The following is a 21176-nucleotide window of genomic DNA, read 5'->3' on the forward strand; positions in this document are numbered from 1 at the left end:
TTGAATGCTGCTCAAGCAGGAAAGCTTCGACGTCGTTGCTGAACCGGATAATGGCGTCAATGCGCTGCAAATAGCTCGCTAGCACGCCTCTGGTGTGGTCGTGCTGGTCATAGGCATGTCCAAGACTGGACGACTTCGAAGTTATTTCGCGTATCAGTACTTGAGCCTGCTTTCAAAAACTCTGGTACTGGCCCCACAATCGGCGCAGAGCCCTTCGATACGTTGCATGAAAGCTGACGCAGCGTGGTTGATCTCCAAGACCAATGACATCAACTAGCTGGTAAAGCGTTTAAGACAGTCCCGAAGGGCAATATCTTCTTTCCCAATCTTGCCATCAGCTTGGTACGGCGCAGCAATTTAAATGTCCTTGAGCTGAATCTCATTCAGACGCTGCCCCGCCGCGACTTGATGATCCTGCAGTAGCTCGTTAACGGTTGAGCAACAGCAGTTCAACGAGGCAATGCTGCTGAGCATCAAGACGATCAGTACATACGAGGCGCGCTTTTGATCGGCGGCTAAACGAAAGCGTTGGTCTATCTGGTTTATTTCGCCAAACGCAATCACCTGCTATCGCGTTTGGCCATAACAGCCCTGACGCATGATTGCCGAGCTTTTTGATACAAGGGCTCGTCTAGAATAGGACCGCGCGCGATTGACGGCTTTCATGTTTCCAGCCGGACTTTCAGCCGTTGTGCCTTCTCAATATCAGGGCAGGATCATGGTAACGACGTATTTTCCCGAGCGCACCGGCGAATCATATTCGTCAACCAGTTGATATTGCCTCTCGTAGTTCCGTTCACTTCGACCGCTGCCAGGCAGTAGCTTGACGTTTACTTGTGTTTGGCCAACCGCAACAACTGTAAGAGGAGGCGTTACATGCTTGGCGTCGAGATTCGGGCCGTGGCTGGTCGATGGACAGCCTTGCAGATCCACGACGGCGCCAGCGAGTAATTGAGCGACACAACTTGGTTCGGTAATGCTGCCAGTGAAATGGATAATGCCCTGCGATACTGGCGATGCCGCCAAGCAGGTTCCGTTAGATGTGAAGCAAAGGCTGAGTACGGCTGCCAGACATCTTCTGCTCATGTTTTACGCTCCAGGATTATAGAATCTAGGTCGTCAACAATCTTTGAAACTTGAGGAAGTTATAGCAGGCACTACCAAATTCGGCGCTTTTGCCATCAAATTCGTATCGAGCTCTCCGATTCAGAATATTGCCAAGATCAAGTCGCTGGGAATTTTCCTACAAGGCTGTCGGCCGAATCCTTCGCGATGTAGCAAAGCCACTCGCTAAGATTCGCCCTCTCGGGTCGATTAAGCGATGGTTTGACGATGGTCTTTCCACGAATTCTGGTGCTGGAAAATCAAGGTTTTGTGCGCAACGTGCTGGTCAAGATGTTGCAACGTCTAGGCGTGCGTAACGTAGTGGAGGCCACAGATTGCGATCAGGCAATGATTCAGATACATCTGCATGGCGGTGTCGACATCGTGATGTGCGACTTGGGAAACCGTGGGCTGGATTGCCTCGGTTTTTTACGCGGCGCTAGTCAGAGCGGCATGGTACGTGCTGTGGTGCTGTGCAGCGAATTGCAACCGGAACTGCATCGTGCGCTGGGGCAGATGCAATCGCTGGCGGGGCTTCAATTGCTGGGCGTGTTAAGCCGTCCGATTCAGCAACGATCTCTTTATCGCCTGCTACAGCGTTACAGTCCTACCCGAACCGACTCATCGTTGAGCACTCAGCACAAGGAGTTACCCAGCGAAGACGAGGTGCGCCAAGGTCTGGCGCTAGGGGAATTCCGTGCCTGGTTCCAACCGCAATTTCAGTTGGATACGGGCGCGGTGATTGGAGTCGAAGCACTCGCGCGCTGGGAGCATCCATCGCGGGGGGTTTTGCTGCCCTCCGACTTTCTGGCTGCCGTAGTGGCGTATGACCTTATTGATCAGATATTCAAACAGCTGCTGGAGCAGGGATTGAGTCTGATGGGAGTTCTGCGTAATGAGGGAGTCAATCTTGAGCTGGCTTTTAATCTTCATGCCTCTCAACTCGTGGGCAACGGACTCGTCGAACATATCAAGCAGACACTTGAACGCCAGGAATTCGAAGGCTCTATGTTGATGTTTGAACTGGCCGAAAATGGCTTGCTGGACACTGCTCCTGCCACTCAAGAAAACTTGCTGCGCTTGCGCCTGTTAGGTTGCAAACTATCAATCGACAATTTTGGCGTCGGCTTCTCTTCGTTGAAATTGTTGTGTCAGTTACCTTTCAATCAGATCAAGCTGGACGGCAAGTTCGTCCACCGCCCGGATCACCAACGTAATCGGGTGATGGTTGCTACCACTCAATCTCTGGCGCGATCACTGGGTATGAGCCTGGTTATCGAGGGCATCAGCAGTCTGGAAATTCTGAACAGAGTTGATGACCTCGGTTGTGAAATTGGTCAAGGTTATTACTTGGCGCGACCGATGAAGGGCCATGAGCTTCTGCGATGGCTGGAGGAACGCCGCCGCGTTCGTGGATAACGACCTGTTAACCGGCTCAACTCTGAAGAGTTTTTCTTCGCTCTGGTCTTTGTGATGTTTCTTATATCGACTACTGTCTGAGTACTTGTCCATCATGGCGCATGACCTTGACGTAGTCGCTCGCTGGCGTGTCCTAAAGAGGTTTTTATGCTTAAAGCAATAGTTGTGGACGATCACCCGTTCATTCGTTCCGCAGTTAAAATGCTGTTGAAACAGGAAAATTTCGAGGTGGTGGCTGAAGCGGACAACGGTGCCGACGCTGTGCAAATGGCACGCGAGCATACGCCTGAGCTGATCATCCTAGATATTGCCATGCCCAAGCTTGACGGACTCGAAGTGATTTCGCGCATCAGTGCTTTACGCCTGCCCAGCAAGATTCTGGTGCTGACTTCGCAGTCACCGCTGTTTTACTCAATGCGCTGCATGAAGGCCGGAGCGGCTGGATACATCTCCAAGACCAATGATATGGGCGAGTTGGTCAAAGCCATCAAGGCCGTGATGGACGGTTACACATTCTTTCCCAACCTGGCCACCAGTTCGGTACGTCGCAGTGATACCACCGCCACGGATCTAGAGCTTATACAGAGCCTTTCCGATCGGGAGCTGACTATTTTGCAACGACTATCCGTGGGCATGAGCAACAAGGAGATTGGCGACGTCATGCTGCTGAGCAACAAAACCGTCAGCACTTACAAGACGCGTTTGATAGAGAAGCTCAAGGTTAAGTCGGTGGTATATCTCGCCGAATTTGCCAAGCGCAACAACCTGATCTGAATGAATATTTTCAGAGTATGTCTATTCGGCATGCTGCTCTGTACGTGGCTGCCCTCCGGGTCGATGGCCTCCACCCCCCTGCAGCTTCTCGGGCGTTCGGTGGTGGATGAATATTCCGTTTCTCTCGACGAGGACGATTGGGGCTGGCTACGGCAGAAAAGCCGTCTAGTCTTGGGCACCTCGACACCGGACTACTCGCCATTCGGCATCACCAGCAATGAAAAAGATTACGAAGGATTGACGGCAGATTACGCACAGTTGATCTCGCAATTGCTGCACGTGAAGATCGAGGTTCGCCGCTATGACTCACGCGGGGAAGTCTTGGCAGCGCTGAAGAAAGGCGAGATCGACCTGCTCGGGACTGCCAACGGATACGAGGCCAACGACCCGGAGCTGGTTATTTCGCAGCCTTATGCCGATGACCAGCCGACGCTGGTCACCCGAATCGGCGACAACAAGACCCTGCCGGTCGACTTGGCAGGCAAGCGCGTGGCGATGCTTTACCACTATCTCCCGCCGGAGAAAGTCAAAGCGTTCTATCCCGATGCCAAAGTGCAGGTGTTTCCCTCAACCCTGAGCGGGATCGGGGCCGTCGCGTTCGGTCAGGCTGATGTCTATCTGGGCGATTCGATCAGCTCCAATTATCTGATCAACAAGAACTACCTGAACAATGTTCAGCTAAGCGGATTTTCGCGAATAGAAGTGCAACCGTTCGGTTTTGCCTTGGCGCGAAAAAACGGTCGACTGCTGCGAATTCTCAATCTAGCAATGACTTCCATTCCTGCCGATGAGCGCATGACTATCCAGCGCCGTTGGGATGCCGGTGGCGCGCAAATGTCTGGTTTGCAAGGTTTGCAGTTGAGTACGTCTGAACAGCGCTGGCTGGATCGTCATCCGCGGGTAAAAGTTGTCATCAACGAAAACTTCCTGCCTCTCACCTTTCTCGACGAGGAGGGAAACTTTCGCGGATTGAGCGCTGATGTCCTGGCCAAAATTAGCCTTCGCACTGGTCTGAAATTCGATCTCCAGCGGGGAGATTCGGTCAGTGATCTGATTGGTCAAGTTATCGGCGGCAAGGCCGACATGCTCGCAGCATTTACCCCAAGTGCAGAGCGCGAAAACGATTTGCGTTTCACCAGACCTTACTTGACCACTCCATTTGTTTTGGTCACTGCCAGCGGCAATGATAAACCGAATACATTGGATCAGATGTCCGGTAAACGTCTCGCGCTAATACGCGGTAACACAGTGCGCGAATATTTGATTGAACAGTTTCCTAACGTGCAATTGGTCCCGGCACAGAATGCAGCCGATGCGATGGCCATGGTTGCGCTAGGAAAGGTCGACGGCGCAATCAACTCATTGATCAATGCCCGTTACTTGATCTCTCGTCAGTACCGCGGGCAGTTGCAGATCAGCAGTACCGTCGGTACAAAGCCTGCGCGCATAGCGATTGCAACCAATCGTGGTGCATTGGAGCTGTATTCAATCCTCGAAAAAGCGTTGCTCAGCATTTCTCCGGAAGAAATGGATGAGATGACCAACCGCTGGAGTAGTGAAGTATCGGTTAACGACAGTTACTGGATGCGCCATCGCAGCTTTATCATTAAAGGATTTTTCATTGCGGGCATCCTCCTATTGATTGCGCTCGGCTGGATCACCTATCTGCGTCGGTTGATACGCAAGCGACGTGAGGCGGAAATAGCCCTTAATGATCAAATGGAGTTCATGCGCGTCTTGATCGATGGAACGCCGCATCCCATTTATGTGCGTGACCGCCATGGCCGGCTGGTGATCTGCAACAGCGGCTATTTGCAGGCGTTTGGCGTCGAGCGGGAGGCGGTGATCGATAAGAAGGTGACTGAAGGGGTGCTAAGCAATTCAACTGAAGCGCAGACTTTTCAGAATGATTATGTGCAGGTGATGGAAGACGGACTGCCACGGATTCAGGACCGCCGCCTGACAATGGGCGACGGGCGCATACTGACCATATATCACTGGATGCTGCCATACCGCGGCAGTGATGGCGCCATCAGTGGGATGATTGCCGGCTGGATCGATGTCAGCGAACGTGAGCAACTGCTGCAGGAGTTGCGTGTAGCTAAGAGCCATGCCGACGATGCTAATAGCGCGAAAACCACGTTTCTGGCGACCATGAGCCATGAAATTCGCACGCCCATGAATGCTGTCATCGGCATGCTTGAATTGGCGATGAGAAAAGCTGATCAGGGAATCATGGATCGTTTTGCCATTGAGGTCGCTTCTGGCGCGGCGCGCGGCCTGCTGGATCTGATTGGCGATATCCTCGATATCGCCAGGATTGAATCCGGTCGTCTATCGCTGTCGCCCGAGCGTGCCAATCTACGTGAGCTGATCGAGTCCGTCGTGCGGATTTTTGAAGGTGTGGCCCGCCAGAAAGGTTTGCGTCTGCTACTGGATCTGGACCCCGAGAGCAATGTTGACTTACTGATCGATCCGCTCCGGTTCAAGCAGGTGATTTCCAATCTGCTGAGCAATGCTATCAAATTTACCGATGCCGGGCAGGTTCGCCTGAGCGCGCAAGTACGCGATAATGGCAACGAGCGGGTGGACGTCTGCGTGCGGATTGCAGACAGTGGTCGCGGTATTTCCAAAGATGATCAGCAACGCCTGTTCAGTCCATTCACTCAGGCTGCCAATCATGGCCAGTTGGCTCAGGGTGGCTCTGGGTTGGGTCTTGTAATCAGTCGTACCTTGTGCGAGATGATGGGCGGTACGTTAACGATGGACAGTCAGTTGGGGCAGGGTACGCAAATTGAGGTACGTCTGGACTTGCCGACCTTGGATCCGGTTGACGCAGTACCTGTGTCTGAAGTTGAACCCACGAGGACTGGCCACTCGCTGAACATTCTAGTGATCGATGACTATCCGGCCAATCGTCTCTTGTTGTCGCAACAACTCAATTATCTCGGCCACAAGGTGACGGATGCAGAGGACGGTGCCCACGGCCTGCGCACTTGGCTCAACGAAACATTCGACGTCGTCATAACCGACTGCCATATGCCAATGATGAATGGCTATGAGCTCGCTCGCGCGATTCGCGATGAAGAGCAATCGCGCGGTGTGCCACGCGGCCTGCTGCTCGGCCTTACCGCAAATGCCCAACCAGAGGAAAAGGAGCGATGCATCGAGTCCGGAATGGACGATTGTCTTTTCAAACCAATCAGTCTGAAGGACCTGAGCGCGCGTCTGGCGTGTGTCGATCCGCAGCTCAGACCATTCATTGAAGAGCGTGAGTCGAAGTCTATGTCCGACGGCATAGACTTGAGCAGTCTGGAGCAGTTAGCACGTGGAGACGCAGCTTCGATCAAGAGTCTGCTGAGTGACCTGGCCACAAGTATCGAAGACGACAAGGCTAGTTTGCTGCGCCTTTTTACTCAGCATGATCTGTCAGGACTCGCCGACATTGCGCACCGAGTCAAAGGCGGCGCTCGTATTATCAAGGCTGAGTCGCTGATTCAAGCTTGTGAGGCGCTGGAGCGGGCCACTGAGACCCGTGATGACAGTTCCCTGACCGATGCGGTGGATGTCTTGCAACAATCGATGGAACATTTGGCGGGGCAACTGCAAATCTATCTGAAAGGATAGCGGCGGGACGTGTTTTTTTTGCTACAGACGATCATCGTTGCGAATTTTCCTACATCTTCAGGCGTACTCCCTCATTAACGTTGCAGAGGTGTCAGCGTTTAGCTGATACGCGTACCGAGCGGTTGATAACGGTCTTATGCGGGAGCATGAAGGACGCTGTCGACCTGCCGGATGCAGTGAGCAGGTCACTCGGTTCAGCAAGAAAGGGTGCTGTGTACGAGTGTTTTGTTCCTCCCACATTTAATGATTGGAGCAGTTGATGACCCTTCAACGTATGTCTTCTCGTGTGCGTATGTCTCTTGGCGGACTGGTTGTAGCAGCGACCTTGAGTGCCTGTACCAGTGTACCGGTGCCGGAACAGCAGATCACGTTGGCCAAGGACGCAGTCAACCGTGCCGTATCAGCGGATGCAATCCAATATGCGCCGCTGGAAATGAAAGCTGCGCAGGACAAGCTGTTCTTGATGGAGCGCGCCTTGGGCGAAAAGAACTACGCGAGCGCCAGGTTGTTGGCCGAGCAGATTGAAGCCGACGCCAACCTCGCCGAGCGCAAGGCACGTGCGACCAAGTGGGACAAGCAACTAACAGACGCTCGCAGTGGAATTCAGGTGCTCAAGCAGGAAATGCTTCAAGACCCGCTTACCGATTTCAACCCGCCTGCCCGCGCCGAATAAGGAATGCCCCATGTCCGCTTTCAAATTACTGCCAGTCGCTGCGTTGTTTGCGTTGATGCTGGCCGGTTGTGCAACACCACCGGAAAACCCGAACCTGCTCGAAGCCCGCGCGCAGTTCGCAGCGCTGCAGAACAGGCCTGAATCAAACACGCTGGCAGCTATCGAAACGAAGGCCGCGTTCATGGCTTTGAACAAGGCTGACCAGGCGTCTTTGGAGGATCGCCAAGCGTCCGAAGTCGAGCAGTTGAGCTACCTGGCCAGTCAGAAAGTTTCCTTGGCTGAACAGACAATTATTGGTCGCCAAGCTGAAGCAGGACTGAAGAAGATCGACGCTGAGCGTACCCAGGTGCAACTCGACGTGCGTACTCAGCAACTCAAGGCGCTGCAAGCGATGAACGCGCACAAAACCAAGCGTGGCGAAGTGGTTACCTTTGGCGATGTGCTGTTCGATACGGGCAAGGCCGATCTAAAATACGGCAGCCAGCGCAAGTTCCAGGAACTGGCCGACTTTCTTGGTAATAATCCGGAACGCAAGGTGCGGGTAGAAGGATTTACCGACGATGTCGGCAGTGAGTCGAGTAATCAGGTTTTGTCTGAGCGCCGGGCCAATTCGGTTGCCAATGCCTTGTCGCAAATGGGCGTGGATCGTCGCCGGATCGTGACCCAAGGGTTTGCCCAGCAGTTTCCGATCGCGGATAACAGCAGCGCTGCCGGTCGTCAGCAAAACCGGAGGGTCGAGGTGATCCTATCGAATGGATCGCAGGCGATCGAAGCGCGTCACTAATCCATTGTCTTGACTTCTTTGCGCTCCCTTCTGGGAGCGCGTTTTTCTGGTGACCTCGAACTTGCCAACAGGGGTTAGTTGGCCATTCCTTTCGCTTCGAAAATTTCCTACACGCGAAGAGAATCTTCCAACTCTCACTTGCCCCCTCGCTCACTAAATTACAGACCTCACCCGAGCGCTGACTGAGTGCAGTCAGGCGACACTCGGCCCCAATATTTTGCATTCTGCCACCGGTACGGTGGTACGACGGAGGTACTGAACATGAAGACGCTCAACCCGAATCAACACGCCATCCTGATGCGTCCGGCTGTTTTGCTTGCCATCATCTTGTCGTTGCCGATGTCTGCACAGGCTTATACGGCGGTGGTTGAGAAGAATGCGATAGTCGAGGGTGAAGTCGTTACGGGCGTGCAGAGTATCGGTGCCGACGGTACGGCCAATTACACGCTGATCGAAGCAGCTGGCTCGCAGTCGGTTTTTTTCAAGAGCGTCTCGAGCGATGCGTTGGTGAAAGGGCGTCAACTTATTCTGAGCGGTACTTCCAATCGCAGCATCATTAGCGCTGGTGCGTCACAATCTATATGCACTTCCGGTGTGGCTAACAACACTATTCTCAATGGCGGTTCGCAAACTGTGCAGAACAGGAACAGTCTGGCCAATGGCACGGTGATCAACCTCAACGGGATGTAGACACTGACATTTGGAGGCGCTGCTACAAAAACGGTGATCAACGACGGTGGCCAGCAGCTGCTGATAAACCAAGGTACTGCGCGAGATACGCTCATTCTGACAGGCGGCGAACAGAGCCTACTTACAAGCTTTCTTGGTGGGGCCTTGGCGATACACATACATGGGTGACGGTGGCTTGCAGAGCGTCTACGACGGTGCACGGCGAATCACAGCAGAGTCAGCAACTGCGGACGAATCAACCTTTATCGCGGCGCACAGGCCAATGAGCTGGTTGCCGAGCAGGGGGGACCGTCAATGTCATGGAGAACGTGTGAAAGCCGTGGACTCGATGAACCTCAACGGTGGGCGTTTGGCCTTCACCCCGGCAGACGACGGCGCCTTCTAGACCTTCTCTGTCAATGCCCTTTCCGGCAGCGGCAGTTCTCTCATTAATACGAACCTTGCCACGTAAACGGGCGATTTGCTGGTAGTGAAAGGGATTGGCCTGGCGAAGGGCGACCATACGTTGGTGGTGAGTGATTCGGGCCATGAGCTCGGGACATAGAACGGTCGTGTGCTTTTGGTAGATACCAACGGTGGCGGTGACAGGTTCGGCCTGTACGGTGGACATGTTGACGCCGGTGCTTTTCGCTACACCCTGCAGCAGGAAGGTAATGACTGGTTACTTGCGAGGGTAGTGAATATCCCGGCCCCTGGAAACCCTGCACCTGTAGATCCTGTCACACCAGTTGACCTCGTCACACCGGTCGATCCAGATGCCACTGTGGATACGGATAGCCCGGTCGATCCAACCGCGCCGGTCGAGCAAGAAGCATCCGTTAAACCGACGCCTCCAGTTGATCCGGTGGTGCCAACGCCGCCGACCGACCCTGATCATGCGCCTGAAACTCTATTCAAAGGCGCAAACGCTGCAATCGCTTCCCATACGGCCGGTGCTAGCACTATGGAGTGCGCAGATGAATACCCTGACCAAGCACCTCGTAGAGTTGCGCATGGGCATGGATCAAGGTGGCGTCTGGGCCAGGGCCATCGGCAAGCGTTTTGAATTCAGTGAGCGTTCCAGTCGGGACTACACCCAGGACATCAGCGGCGTAGATCAAGACACCGACCAACATGGGCAGAACGGTAAAGGGTTCCTACAGCACCAATGGCGTAGGAGCGAACGTCGAGATCGGCAAGCGTATTAATCTCAAAGACGGCTGGTTCGTTGAGCTTCAGCTTGAAATTACCGCTACGCGCACTCAGGGCTCAAGTTACACCATCAGCAACGGGGTTAAAGTCAAGACCGACCAACTGGATTCGCTGCAGCGTCGATTGGGGGCTCTGGTAGGCCGCAGCCTTGATCTGGACAACGGGATGAAGGTCCAGCTTTATGCAAAAGCGTCTTACATCACTGAGCACTCCGGTAACAGCCGCGTTTCGATCAATGCCAACAAGCTGCAGGCAGCCTTGCCTAGCAATCGGCTGAAGGTGGGTTTCGGTGCGGTGCTGCAGGTCAGCGAAAACAGCAAGTTATCCCTTGAGGCCGAGCTTGCCCACGGTAACGGTATCCGTCAGCCATTCGGCGTGAACGTTGTTTATCGCTACCTGTGGTAATGCCGTACTCAAAAGCGAGTGGCTTGCAGCCACGCGTTTTTTTTGCGCGAAACAAAAGTGCTGGATGACGTCGCTCGGAATTTTCCTACAAGTGCGAGGAAGCGTCCTACATAGGTGCTTCCCCCGTATCCCGATAATGAACACAGACGAAACGCAATGGCCCGACGCCGGGCAGGCAACGTCGACCCGTCTGAGGGCCGGAAAGGCCTAAAGACACTCCTTCATTATTTGGATGTGATCATGAAAAAGTTTGCTCTTAAAGGTTTGTCGCTTGCTTTGGTTCTCGGTGCAGCCTCTCAAGCTGCAATGGCAGCCGATGGTGAAATCAACTTCATCGGCAGCGTCACAGACAACACCTGTCCAGTGGTGGTCGACGACCTAAACGGTTCGGCCGGTGCTGGCGATGTGGGGCTCGGCAACGTGCCGGCTACCGCACTGGCCACGGCAGGCCAAGTAGCCGGTGGTGGTGCGTTCACCCTGACTATCGATACCACTGCGCCTGGTTGCAACGTCACTGGCAAAAAAGCGGTGGTCAAATTCCTGTCCCTGAGCGGCAACGCTGGCGCCAGTGGGCAGTGGATCGGCCTGATTCCCGAAGCAGGCGTAGCGACCAACGTGGCCGTACAGATCAAGGACGCCGCTGGCAAGGACTTGCAACTGGGTCTGGAGTCGTCTCCATACCTGGATCTGAGCCAGCCGCTGCGCTTCACCGCCAACTACATCGCTACTGGCGCCGCAACCGCAGGTCCGGCCAATGCGAAGGCCGCTTTTACTGTCGATTATCAGTAAGTTAAGTCGATGAACAGCCAGCGCCATTGTGCGTTGGCTGTCCTTTCCCTCGCCTTAGCTTCGACGGCTACTGCGACACGAGGTGATCGAAATGAAAAGCTTTGTTTCCCCTTTCAAAACCACAGCTGTACTGGCTCTGTTGCTCGGCAGCTCGCTGCTCAGCACCTACAGCCAAGCCGGTGTAATGCTCGGCGGCACGCGTATTGTGTTCGACGGCAGCAAGCGTGATGCATCCATAACCGTCAGCAATACCACCTCACAGCCCTACGCGGTGCAGACCTGGATCAACACCGAGGCGGACGACAACACCACGGCCACTCCTTTCATTGCGACGCCGCCACTGTTTCGTCTGGACCCTCGCAAAGAGCAAATGGTGCGGATCCAGAAAGTCCCAGGTGATCTTCCCAAAGATCGCGAGTCGGTATTTTACTTCAATGCCCAAGAAATTCCGGTCGCCGGCCAGGCAGACCAGAACACCCTAAAAATCGCCATGCGTACCCGAATCAAACTGTTCTATCGGCCGGCTGATCTCAAAGGCAATTCACTGGATGCACTAGATCAACTGCGCTGGAGCCTGACGCAAGAGCAGGGTAAGCCGGTACTGGTGGTCGAAAACCCGTCGGCATTTCACGTCTCGTTCATTGGCGTGAAGGTCGCTGCAGGCGCACAGAGCGTGGAAGTCAACGAGCCGAAAATGGTCGCTCCTAAGAGCAGCCAGCGCTATGAGCTGCCCGGCTTCAGTGGCCGCAGCGGGGAAGTGGTGTTTTCTGCGATCAACGATTACGGCGGCTACAGCCAGCCTCAGAAAATCTCCCTGACCAGCACTCCATAACACCCTCGTCCTCACCCTTGCGAATGTATCCGCACGCTGCCGTCGCCGCGTGGCGGAAGCGTATTGAGTATTGTCATGCGAACCGATGCCCTGAATCTTGACTGTCCGTCCGTGCCTTTTACTTCTTTGCAGCTGTCCGCCGCCATCCTGGCTGCGCTGATGGCCGGGGTAGTGCATGCCGATGAACCGGCGAAGTTTGACTCCAGCTTCATGCAGTCATTCGGCGGCGCCAATTCTGGTCCGAACTTGGATCTTGATGCAATCGCCAACAGCGGCAGCATTGGCCCAGGTACCTATCCGGTGGTGGTGCGCTTGAATCAGAGTTTTTTTGACCGCCGCGACATGACCTTTGCCAAGGAAGAGAAGAGCGGTGAGGTGCGTGCGTGCCTGTCTGCGGATTTCCTGACCGAGATCGGGGTCAAGCTCGATGCATTCCAGACGCCGAACATGCCGCTTGGAGAATGCATTGACCTGGCAACGCTGATTGAGGGCGCGTCGGTCAGCTTCGATGCCAACCGCCTGGCGCTCGACATCAGCGTGCCGCAGATTGCGTTGCGTCGTGATGCCGCCGGCTTCGTGTCGCCTCAAGAATGGGATCGCGGGATCAACGCAGCGATGCTCAACTATCAGGTTTCCGCTTCCCAGAATCAGAGTGATGCACGTGGCAACAGCACTCAGTACAACCTCTATTCCAACGGTGGTTTCAACCTGGGTGACTGGCGGTTTCGTTCCAGCTCTGCGTTCCGTCAGGACCAGGATGGCGTACGTGAGTGGCAACACAGCAATACCTACGCTCAGCGTGACCTGAGCGCAATCAAGGGCACCTTGACCCTGGGCGAGAGTTTTACCCCCGGCGATGTGTTCGACAGCATTCCGTTTCGCGGTGCGCAGGTGGCATCCGACATGGGCATGCTTCCCGATTCGATGCAGGGCTACGCGCCGATCATTCGCGGCATCGCCGAGACTCAGGCAAAGGTCGAAGTGCGCCAGAATGGTTATTCGCTCTACACCACCTATGTTGCACCCGGGGCATTTGAGATTAACGACCTCAACGCCGCGTCGGGCAGTGGTGACCTCGAAATTATCATTACTGAGGCCGATGGTCGCGAGCGCCGTTTCACCCAGCCATACGCCACGCTGGCGAACATGCTGCGCGAGAAAACCTGGCGCTACAGCGTGACCGCCGGTGAGTACGACGCCGTGGATGGCGGTTCGCGTCCGGCCTTTGCGCAAGCGTCCTTGGCTTATGGTCTGCCGTTTGACGTGACGCTTTACGGCGGCTTGCTTGGTGCCGATTTCTACAGCGCCGCAGTGGTCGGAGTCGGCAAGAGTCTGGGCAGTTTTGGCGCCGTATCGCTGGACGTCACCCAGGCCCAGACTAATGTACCCCGCAGCACCGAAGCCCCGGCAGGTAAAGAGAAGGGCCAGAGTATCGGCTTGCGATACGGTAAGGCCTTTGAAACCGGCACGTCGGTGCGTTTTGCCGGTTATCGCTATTCTACCGAAGGCTATCGCGACTTTGATGAAGCAGTAAGCCTGCAGGAGCCGAACGACTTCAACGTGACCTCAAAGCGCAGCAAGGTAGAGGCCAGTGTCAATCAGGCGCTGGACAGCTATGGATCGTTCTATTTGAACATGAGTCAGCAGGACTATTGGGGCACCTCGCGCAAGGATAAACAGATGCAACTGGGCTTCAACACCCAGTACAAAGGCGTGACGTATGGCGTTTATGCGAGCAAGACCCTTACTGACAACGTCGGCCAGAACAATCAGGTGGTGTTCACCGTGTCGATGCCGATTGGTAAGACCCGTAGCACCGGGACCTACACCCTCACGCGGAATAACGATGGCAGCCTTGACCAGCGTGCCGGTTTGAGCGGACGCAACGGCGAAGTGACCTACAACGTAAACGCCAATCGCTCTGACAACGCAGGCAATAACGGCTCTGCCCTTGTCGGTTATCGCGCGCCTTATGCCCAACTGGGGGCGGGCGTAAGTGTCGGCAGCGGTTACCGGCAGATGTCGGCCAGCGCTGCTGGTTCGTTGCTGGCCCATAGTGATGGCCTTGAGTTCGGTCAGACGCTGGGCGAAACCGTGGCGCTGGTAGAGGTCAAGGACACGGAAAACGTCGGGGTTCTGAATGCGCCCGGCACGCTGACCAACAAGGACGGCTACGCCCTGGTGCCTTTTGTAACGCCATACCGCAAGAACCGAGTCGCAGTAGACACCAGTGAGTTGGACACCAACGTCGATATAGCCGAAGGCGTGACCAACGTGGTGCCAAGGCGCGGTGCCGTGGTCAAGGCGACGTTCGCCGCCAGTCGTTCGGAAAAGGTCTTGCTGAATGTGCGACTCAAGGATGGAGCTCTGTTGCCGTTCGGCACCAGCGTTGTCGATGACAATGGCCTAAGCGTCGGAGTGGTTGGCCAGGCAGGGCAGGTGTTGTTGTCGGTCGGCGAAAGTAAAACCTACAGCATGAAGTGGGGCGAAAAGGCGTCGCAGCGCTGCCAGATTCAGCTGGATATCAGTCAGGCACCGGTGGTTGATGGGTATCGTGTAATGGAGGCGACATGCGCGCCATAAAAATGGAACAGAGGTACTCTGAAGTTGACGGGTGCGGGGCTGTGGGCAAGCTGCTGTTTTCGGTCTCTGTGTTGCTGTCGTTGACTTGTGGTCAGCAGGCTTTCGCCGGTTGCACCGAAACGAACGGCGGCAGTCTGCACACCATTGGCGACGTCTATATCCCGCAGGATGCTCCTATCGGTTCGACCATTGGGGCGGCGAAATACGCGCGATTCCCTAACCTTACATGTACGACCGGAACGGCGTTTACTGTTCAGGGCTTCATGATGGGAACCAAAAGTAAGACCATCACGGCAGCCGTCGGCGGGATCGTCGGGGCATCGCTCTTTGAGACCAACGTGCCGGGTATCGGAGTGGCTGTCGTCAACGAAGTTCGACAGAATTTCATCTGCCGGGTGAGTTCAAGCTGGGCTTTTCCAATACTGTTCAAAAGTTGCGGAACCGGGGGTTACACGCAAGGCATGACCAACAGCCTTTACCTAGTAAAGACAGGGCCGATAGCTGCGGGGAGGCATAATTTTAATGGCTATCAGGCCTATCGGATCGATGTGAACAACAGCGACTCGACGTTTACCTTCGTCACCGGCATGGTGTCCGGCAGCGTTACGGTGGCCGGCTGCAGCTTGCCCGAGTCGGTCGGTAAAGTCCTGCAAGTGCCACTTCGAAGCTGGGAGCGAAGAGTTTTTAAGGGCCCGGGCAGTTTTACCGAAACCGTCCCGTTCAAGATTCCGCTGGATAACTGCGTCGCAGGCAACTACGCCACAAATCCGAGCTGGAACTACTTCAAGGGCAACAGCGCGAATATTCGACTAGAAGGCGCCAAAGGTTCGGCCATCGTCAATGCAGCGCAGGGAATACTGGGTCTCAACTCCGAGGGCACTGCCAAGAATGTCGCGGTGCAAATCCTCAAGCAGGACGGAACTACCATGCCGCTAGGAATCGAGGTGCCGGTAATGCCCGTCAGGAATGGCATTACAACACTGACTTTCGGTGCGCGTTACATACAAACTGCCGGCAGCACCACCGGTCCGGAACCCGGCGCGGCCAATGCGACGGCCAATTTCACGCTCACCTATAAATGACACGGCTTGCGCGAGCGCTTGGGAATCTTCCTACATAGTCGGGAGCTGCGTATCAGTACCGTATGGGGTATTCCACTTATCGAGTACCTGCTAATGGTCAATACGCCGCTATCCAGCAAGTCGTTCAGAATCCTAGTAGCTGATCAGCAAATCTCGCAGCGATCACTGATTGTAAGGGAGCTAACAGCGTTGGGTTATTTCCGGATCGCAACCGCCTCCAATTTCCGTGAAATGGTGACGCTCACCCACTACAATCCCGAGGCGACCGGCCGTTTCGACCTGCTGGTGGTCAACGCCGAGCTGATCGGCAAGACAGGTGTCGACCCCCGAGATTTCTGCCTGCATAACTCGCGCCTTCGTCACGTGCTGATTTATGAACCGAAACGTAAGCATTACCGCTCGAGAACCTTCAGCGAACACGCGCGTCAACAGCTGCGCCTGATTCGAGCCATCGACGGGGCAGAACTGAGGGACTTCCTTTCGACTATCGATCCAGACTTCGAAGTCGCGCGCCCCCATAGCGGCTGATCGTTTCTTGTGCTTAGCGCTGTTCAAAGTTCTAGGAAATTTCCTACAGATCAACGGGACGCAAGCTACATGCCGAGCGAGCGCCACCAACGATAATTTCTCCATTAAGGCGAGTACGCCATTCAATTCAAAGTGTGTAGGTGATGTCCTGAAGCGCCTTCAGGTACAGCCTCGAGGACTTAAACAATGAATACTCAACGACGCTTGTTGTGCTGCCTTGGTGTGGTCGCCTTTATAATGGCGGCGGAACCTGTAATGGCTGCCTGCAGCTGGGACTCAGGAAACAATGCGCCCAAGCAGCTTACTCTTGCAGGTGGAACGGTATTCGCTCCGCGCGATGTGCCTGTAGGCACTACGTTGAATACCGCTTCGACTATGCGAACTATCAATTTTGGGGACAGATTGAGCTGCTATGGCACTGCAAGCTACAGCACTTCTCTTGTTGGCCCCGTGGTGAGCAATATTCCCGTGGATGTAGTGAATCCCCCGCCGGGCTCGATTCTGCAAACCAACGTACCTGGGATTGGCCTGGCCATTTACATGACAGGCTTTGCGACCGCTTGGTCAACGCCAGCAGGTAATCCGAGGAGATTCATTCCTTTTCGTCTGACGCGTAGCGCCGCTTCGACCGCGGTCATGCCGTCGGCAATCATGCGTTATGCCCTCGTTAAAACCGGCGACATCGCTCCCGGCACCCACAGCATCAACCAGTTGGTGGCTACCGGAGCATCAGATATGGGCCACATGTTCGACCTTTACTTTACTGCGAATGTTACATTGGCCGGCTGTACGATGCCTGCGGCGCCGGGTAACCAGATCGATGTTCCGATGGGGACCTGGGAAAAGCGCGTTTTTAATGGCAAGAACTCAACTACCGCTTCCCAGCCTTTTGCGATTACGCTCAACTCTTGTATCGCCGGTAGCAATTACCCTAGCAACGGGTCTAATTCGTATTTCACCGGCAATTTTGCGAACATTCAAATTGATGGCAACAAGACATCAACGATCATCGACGCGACGAACGGGGTTCTTAGTCTTTCCAGCGATTCGACAGCCCAAGGTGTTGCAATTCAAGTGTTGCAGAGTGACGGCACCCCAATGAATCTTGGAAAACCGGTACGGCTTAATCGCGTGATAAATGGTGTGACGACGGTGCCTTTGAAGGCCCGTTATATTCAGACCGGGAATGGGCCTACTCCAAACCCCGGAAGTGCCAACGGTTACGCTAGTTTTTCGGTTACCTACCGCTGAGTCGTCAAGGAGGCCTTTACCTAATCTAATCAATTTATTCGCTTGTCAAATCGCGGCTTTTAGTTTCTTCGGCGCCCCATTATCTAGAACAGTCGCGCGTGCAATGTGTTCGAAATTTAGTTGTCGTTTTTTTAGTTATGCCCATTATCGATACGCCGTTGGATCTAAGGCCTCCCGCTAAGCACGTTTTTTCGGTTCAAATCGTATTGGTTGTTTAGATAAGTGAACGGGTGTGGAGAGGACAAAAAAATGTGGAAACGAGTTGTAAGGAAAGGAGCCCCACCCACCAACACGACAAACGAAAAAGCCATGAATATGGCTGGCAGCGCGCCGATTGAACCAAGGCTAGTTTCACTGGACTGGGCAATCGCCACGGCCCTGAAATGGAACTGGATACCGGGCAACTTCAGGCATTTGGGCTGGGTCTGCCATGGCAATGCGCGGGTTCTGGAGGTTCAATCACACTGCTTTAACGGCTGGCAATAGCCTATCGGTCTATCGCCGCGGATTGCCTGCTCTGGCAAAATCCGCCACATGACTTAGCTACCTAATCTCGATCACATGACCTCTGAACAACCGCGCGCCTTGGCGGCGCAGTTGATGGAGCGTGTCGAGACGCTCGACCAGCAGGCCGACAGCTGGGCAAGACGGTCGAAACGATGGTTAAAGCCGTTGAGACGATGGGCCAGAAGATCAACCGTGATCAAACGCTGATCGAGAAACTGACCCACGAGATCGCAACTCAAGCGCTTGAAGTTTCCCAAGCGCAGCGAGCAGATGAGTCCCGAGCAGGCCAATTTGCTCGATGACCTGATCGATACAGATACCACAGTGATTGAAGCAGAGCTTCAGGCCTTGCAAACAGTGCCACCGGCGGCCGAGAAAAAGCAGAAGCCCAGGCGAACTGCATTACCGGCCGATTTTCCAAGTGCACTGATCCATAACAAACCGGACAACACTCACTGCCCATGTGGATGTAGCCTCAAGCTCATCTGCCATGACGTCAGCGAGAAACTGGACTACACGCCCGGCGTATTTACTGTTGAACGCCATGTACGTGGCAAATGGGTCTGCTATGACTGCGAAACGCTTGCCCAGGCTCCCGTACCGGCTCAAGTTATTGATAAGGGTATTACGACTGCTGGCCTGTTGGCCCACGTCATGATCGCCAATTTTGCCAACCACCTGCCGATTATCGTCAGGAGTCGATCTTCGGTCGAGCGGGTCTGGCGATTCCACGCTCAACCCTAGCTCATTGGGTTCGTGTGACTGGGGTTCAGTTGCAGCCGCTGGTCTATGCGCTGCGCGACGTGGTACTCGGGCAACAAGTCATCCAAAACGATGAAACACCCGTGCAAATGCTCATGTCGGGAACAAAGCAAACTCACCATTCTTATGTTTGGGTCTACGCCACCAGCCAGTTCTCGGACGTGGCGGCGGTAGCTTGTGACTTCAACCAGCCGCGCCGGAGAACATGCTCGCAACTTCCTGAATGACTGGCAGGGCAAGCTGGTCTGCGATGATTTTGGCGGTTACAAATAAGCATGATCGAGACTGGCTGCATACCTGGATGAGCGGCCAGCGCGATCTGGTGCCCGAAGGCTTAGCCATTAGCACAGCACTCGATTACAGCCTGTAACGCTGTGCAGCACTATCGCGCTACCTCGATGACGGGGCAGTACCCATTGACAACAATTGGGCCGAAAACCAAATCAGGCCATGGGCACTTGGGCGCAAGAACTTGCTCTTTGCAAGGTCGTTACGTAGGGGCAAACGGGCGGCGGCGATCATGAGTTTGATAAAGTCGACGCGGCTCAATGGTCATGATCCGTGTATTTGCTTAAAGGAAGTTCTTACGCGGCTGTCGACGCAGCGGGTGAGTGACTTCGATCAGTTGCTGCCCCATAGGTGGCATGCGGTTACGTGGCGCCCGAATGCACACGGGTATGAAGCTGGGGAAATCACGGATCTGGCGCGCAGCGCCAACCTCCAGCCGGGATGAACGTGCCCAGTGAAGACAGAACAGCATCATTGGCGAAAATATCTGGTGCAAAAGGATCCACCAATGATGGGAGCAGGAACTGGCCAATTTTTGCAGGGAGTGTTGAGCACCCGATTTTCCATGGTGCATCTCCTGCGTGATGTTGGCCAAAAGATAATTCGCAGGCTAAAAGAGAAGCGGTTGTTTTTGAGCTTTCAGCTTGGCTGAACAATTCTTGCAAATGAGTACCCGGCAACAGTGGCTCAGGACGGCTGGCGGCGAACATAAAGTAGTCTCCGGCTAATAGTAAACAACCTTGACGCGATGGCTCATCCATCGCCTGCAACCATTGGCCACGAAAAGCGCCAAGAGACAGGGGCAAGCGATCCCAAATTTCGTAGTAGCTTTCATCCAAAGCTGTTTCTATGAGGCAATCATTGGTTTCAAAGTGCATGCGTCCGATGTCCTCATCGCCACTGACCGGCTGATAGTCCATTTTGCGATGCCATTGGCAAATGTCGGCGTCTACATGGGTCACCCCGGCAAAGCCCTGCTGTTTACATAAGGCCTGGCGTTGAGAGTCGCTGAGACTCTCTAGCGTAAGGCCTGGAAGCGGGTTTTTGGGGATTCGCAGATCTGCAAACAATCGCGGTGTCTGTAGCCAATACACAGCGGTTTCGCTGTCCGAGTACCCTGAGCAGCGCTGGATCAAACGCCGCTTCCATACGCCAAGGTAACGTTGAGGAACCTGAGTCATAAATTTTCCGGTACTAAGCTTAGGGAATATGTAGGTAGAGTGGCAGATAGGCCTTGAGCAATTGCACGCCTTCCTGGTTATGCACGTAGAAAATCCATGCCGTGGGCGCATTAGCCAACCTTCATGACAACGCAAAGAAGACGACTTTTTAATAGCGCTAGCCGTTCGAAACTTTGATCGTACAGTCTGCGCATCAGGATACCCGCCCTGGATGCAACCTGTGCAGCGACCTGCTTACCTGCAAATTAATGGTTGTTACTGGCCGATCTCACTCGCTCGCTGCATCGGTCTTTGCGTTGCTCGACCAAGAACACGCCCAGCGTGCAATCCAACTTCTCGCTGGCGTCTTTACCGACGCGCTTGACGTTGAGGACAATGGTATCCGCTTAAGAGTATGCGGACACCATCGCGCTTAATGCTGGCGTTCGGTAGATTTGATGGCTGGACGCTTACGCTCCAAAGGCAGCGCACCATCGTAAACCGTTCCGGAATGTGCCTGAGGCCTGTGCTTTACTTCCGTATTCTGCTTATTATTGAGCTGGCAGGATAGGCTAGGGGAGGGTGCATTAAGGTTTTCCATGCGTGGCCATCTGCCTGTAAAACCAGTCGGGCAGTCACGGAATTCACCCTATTTTTTTTGGAGGCCGCCTGCAATTATCGAGTATCCAGCTTGATCCGGTGTGTGGTTTATGAGCACTGGCTGCCC

General features: G+C 54.5%; 18 protein-coding genes and 1 pseudogene. 16 read left to right on the forward strand and 3 right to left on the reverse strand.

From position 1 onward, the window contains the following. Positions 1 to 705 precede the first annotated feature (705 nt). The gene (locus tag AB4P97_RS09210; protein WP_395602505.1) at positions 706 to 1026 is read right to left on the reverse strand and encodes a type 1 fimbrial protein; all 321 of its coding nucleotides are present in this window, start codon (positions 1024 to 1026) and stop codon (positions 706 to 708) included. A gap of 306 nt (positions 1027 to 1332) precedes the next feature. On the opposite strand from AB4P97_RS09210, the gene AB4P97_RS09215 reads away from it, so the two are divergent. The 6 genes from AB4P97_RS09215 (at position 1333) to AB4P97_RS09240 (ending at position 9071) form a co-directional block, all read left to right on the forward strand. Further along, entirely contained in the window at positions 1333 to 2523 is a 1191-nt protein-coding gene (locus AB4P97_RS09215) for an EAL domain-containing protein (RefSeq protein WP_395602506.1), read from the forward strand. 147 nt (positions 2524 to 2670) lie between these two features. Then, the gene (locus AB4P97_RS09220) at positions 2671 to 3297 is read left to right on the forward strand and encodes a response regulator (RefSeq protein ID WP_395602507.1); all 627 of its coding nucleotides are present in this window, start codon (positions 2671 to 2673) and stop codon (positions 3295 to 3297) included. After that, complete coding sequence (locus AB4P97_RS09225) at positions 3298 to 6924, forward strand: transporter substrate-binding domain-containing protein (protein WP_395602508.1); 3627 nt, start codon at positions 3298 to 3300, stop codon at positions 6922 to 6924. Positions 6925 to 7183: 259 nt separating this feature from the next. Then, on the forward strand, positions 7184 to 7597 hold the full coding sequence (locus AB4P97_RS09230) for a DUF4398 domain-containing protein (protein ID WP_395602509.1): 414 nt from the start codon (positions 7184 to 7186) through the stop codon (positions 7595 to 7597). Between the two features lie 10 nt (positions 7598 to 7607). Beyond that, positions 7608 to 8381 (forward strand): OmpA family protein, encoded by a 774-nt coding sequence (locus AB4P97_RS09235; RefSeq protein WP_395602510.1) that lies wholly within the window; start codon positions 7608 to 7610, stop codon positions 8379 to 8381. Positions 8382 to 8642: 261 nt separating this feature from the next. Further along, positions 8643 to 9071: a hypothetical protein gene (locus tag AB4P97_RS09240; RefSeq protein WP_395602511.1), complete on the forward strand. Its 429-nt coding sequence runs from the start codon at positions 8643 to 8645 to the stop codon at positions 9069 to 9071. Positions 9072 to 9306: 235 nt separating this feature from the next. Here AB4P97_RS09240 and AB4P97_RS09245 read toward each other — a convergent pair whose 3' ends face one another. After that, positions 9307 to 9681 (reverse strand): hypothetical protein, encoded by a 375-nt coding sequence (locus AB4P97_RS09245; RefSeq protein WP_395602977.1) that lies wholly within the window; start codon positions 9679 to 9681, stop codon positions 9307 to 9309. Here AB4P97_RS09245 and AB4P97_RS09250 point away from each other — a divergent pair. The 10 genes and pseudogenes from AB4P97_RS09250 (at position 9625) to tnpC (ending at position 19734) form a co-directional block, all read left to right on the forward strand. After that, positions 9625 to 10116: a pertactin-like passenger domain-containing protein gene (locus tag AB4P97_RS09250; RefSeq protein ID WP_395602512.1), complete on the forward strand. Its 492-nt coding sequence runs from the start codon at positions 9625 to 9627 to the stop codon at positions 10114 to 10116. The genes AB4P97_RS09245 and AB4P97_RS09250 overlap by 57 nt on opposite strands. Then, on the forward strand, positions 10028 to 10258 hold the full coding sequence (locus AB4P97_RS09255; RefSeq protein ID WP_395602513.1) for an autotransporter outer membrane beta-barrel domain-containing protein: 231 nt from the start codon (positions 10028 to 10030) through the stop codon (positions 10256 to 10258). Before AB4P97_RS09250 ends, AB4P97_RS09255 begins: the two co-directional genes overlap by 89 nt. Continuing rightward, positions 10185 to 10667, forward strand: a complete 483-nt coding sequence (locus AB4P97_RS09260; RefSeq protein WP_395602514.1) for an autotransporter outer membrane beta-barrel domain-containing protein — start codon at positions 10185 to 10187, stop codon at positions 10665 to 10667. The genes AB4P97_RS09255 and AB4P97_RS09260 overlap by 74 nt, the downstream gene beginning before the upstream one ends. Positions 10668 to 10907: 240 nt before the next feature. Beyond that, entirely contained in the window at positions 10908 to 11456 is a 549-nt protein-coding gene (locus AB4P97_RS09265; protein ID WP_395602515.1) for a fimbrial protein, read from the forward strand. A 91-nt stretch (positions 11457 to 11547) separates the two neighbouring features. After that, positions 11548 to 12288 carry a molecular chaperone gene (locus tag AB4P97_RS09270; protein ID WP_395602516.1) on the forward strand — a complete coding sequence of 247 codons (741 nt, stop codon included), beginning with the start codon at positions 11548 to 11550 and terminating at the stop codon, positions 12286 to 12288. Between the two features lie 111 nt (positions 12289 to 12399). Then, entirely contained in the window at positions 12400 to 14871 is a 2472-nt protein-coding gene (locus AB4P97_RS09275) for a fimbria/pilus outer membrane usher protein (RefSeq protein ID WP_395602517.1), read from the forward strand. Further along, entirely contained in the window at positions 14859 to 15953 is a 1095-nt protein-coding gene (locus AB4P97_RS09280; protein ID WP_395602518.1) for a fimbrial protein, read from the forward strand. Before AB4P97_RS09275 ends, AB4P97_RS09280 begins: the two co-directional genes overlap by 13 nt. Positions 15954 to 16046: 93 nt before the next feature. Continuing rightward, positions 16047 to 16481 (forward strand): hypothetical protein, encoded by a 435-nt coding sequence (locus AB4P97_RS09285; RefSeq protein WP_395602519.1) that lies wholly within the window; start codon positions 16047 to 16049, stop codon positions 16479 to 16481. A 186-nt stretch (positions 16482 to 16667) separates the two neighbouring features. After that, complete coding sequence (locus AB4P97_RS09290; RefSeq protein WP_395602520.1) at positions 16668 to 17732, forward strand: fimbrial protein; 1065 nt, start codon at positions 16668 to 16670, stop codon at positions 17730 to 17732. A gap of 561 nt (positions 17733 to 18293) precedes the next feature. Continuing rightward, positions 18294 to 19734: pseudogene (tnpC, locus tag AB4P97_RS09295) on the forward strand (IS66 family transposase). On the opposite strand, the gene AB4P97_RS09300 reads toward tnpC, so the two are convergent. Next, positions 19694 to 20470: a hypothetical protein gene (locus tag AB4P97_RS09300; RefSeq protein ID WP_395602521.1), complete on the reverse strand. Its 777-nt coding sequence runs from the start codon at positions 20468 to 20470 to the stop codon at positions 19694 to 19696. The pseudogene tnpC and the gene AB4P97_RS09300 overlap by 41 nt on opposite strands. Between the last annotated feature and the right edge of the window lie 706 nt (positions 20471 to 21176).

The organism is Pseudomonas sp. A1230 (assembly GCF_044218825.1).
In the GTDB taxonomy this organism is placed as follows: Bacteria; Pseudomonadota; Gammaproteobacteria; order Pseudomonadales; family Pseudomonadaceae; genus Aquipseudomonas; species Aquipseudomonas iridis.

Excerpts from the sequence above, each read along its gene's own strand:
- AB4P97_RS09260 (WP_395602514.1), top strand. The coding sequence starts at position 10,185 with ATGGGCAGAACGGTAAAGGGTTCCTACAGCACCAATGGCGTAGGAGCG.
- AB4P97_RS09255 (WP_395602513.1), top strand. The coding sequence starts at position 10,028 with ATGAATACCCTGACCAAGCACCTCGTAGAGTTGCGCATGGGCATGGAT.
- AB4P97_RS09280 (WP_395602518.1), top strand. The coding sequence starts at position 14,859 with ATGCGCGCCATAAAAATGGAACAGAGGTACTCTGAAGTTGACGGGTGC.
- AB4P97_RS09240 (WP_395602511.1), top strand. The coding sequence starts at position 8,643 with ATGAAGACGCTCAACCCGAATCAACACGCCATCCTGATGCGTCCGGCT.
- AB4P97_RS09270 (WP_395602516.1), top strand. The coding sequence starts at position 11,548 with ATGAAAAGCTTTGTTTCCCCTTTCAAAACCACAGCTGTACTGGCTCTG.
- AB4P97_RS09220 (WP_395602507.1), top strand. The coding sequence starts at position 2,671 with ATGCTTAAAGCAATAGTTGTGGACGATCACCCGTTCATTCGTTCCGCA.
- AB4P97_RS09265 (WP_395602515.1), top strand. The coding sequence starts at position 10,908 with ATGAAAAAGTTTGCTCTTAAAGGTTTGTCGCTTGCTTTGGTTCTCGGT.
- AB4P97_RS09230 (WP_395602509.1), top strand. The coding sequence starts at position 7,184 with ATGACCCTTCAACGTATGTCTTCTCGTGTGCGTATGTCTCTTGGCGGA.
- AB4P97_RS09290 (WP_395602520.1), top strand. The coding sequence starts at position 16,668 with ATGAATACTCAACGACGCTTGTTGTGCTGCCTTGGTGTGGTCGCCTTT.
- AB4P97_RS09285 (WP_395602519.1), top strand. The coding sequence starts at position 16,047 with ATGGTCAATACGCCGCTATCCAGCAAGTCGTTCAGAATCCTAGTAGCT.
- AB4P97_RS09215 (WP_395602506.1), top strand. The coding sequence starts at position 1,333 with ATGGTCTTTCCACGAATTCTGGTGCTGGAAAATCAAGGTTTTGTGCGC.
- AB4P97_RS09245 (WP_395602977.1), bottom strand. The coding sequence starts at position 9,681 with ATGTCCACCGTACAGGCCGAACCTGTCACCGCCACCGTTGGTATCTAC.
- AB4P97_RS09300 (WP_395602521.1), bottom strand. The coding sequence starts at position 20,470 with ATGACTCAGGTTCCTCAACGTTACCTTGGCGTATGGAAGCGGCGTTTG.
- AB4P97_RS09235 (WP_395602510.1), top strand. The coding sequence starts at position 7,608 with ATGTCCGCTTTCAAATTACTGCCAGTCGCTGCGTTGTTTGCGTTGATG.
- AB4P97_RS09225 (WP_395602508.1), top strand. The coding sequence starts at position 3,298 with ATGAATATTTTCAGAGTATGTCTATTCGGCATGCTGCTCTGTACGTGG.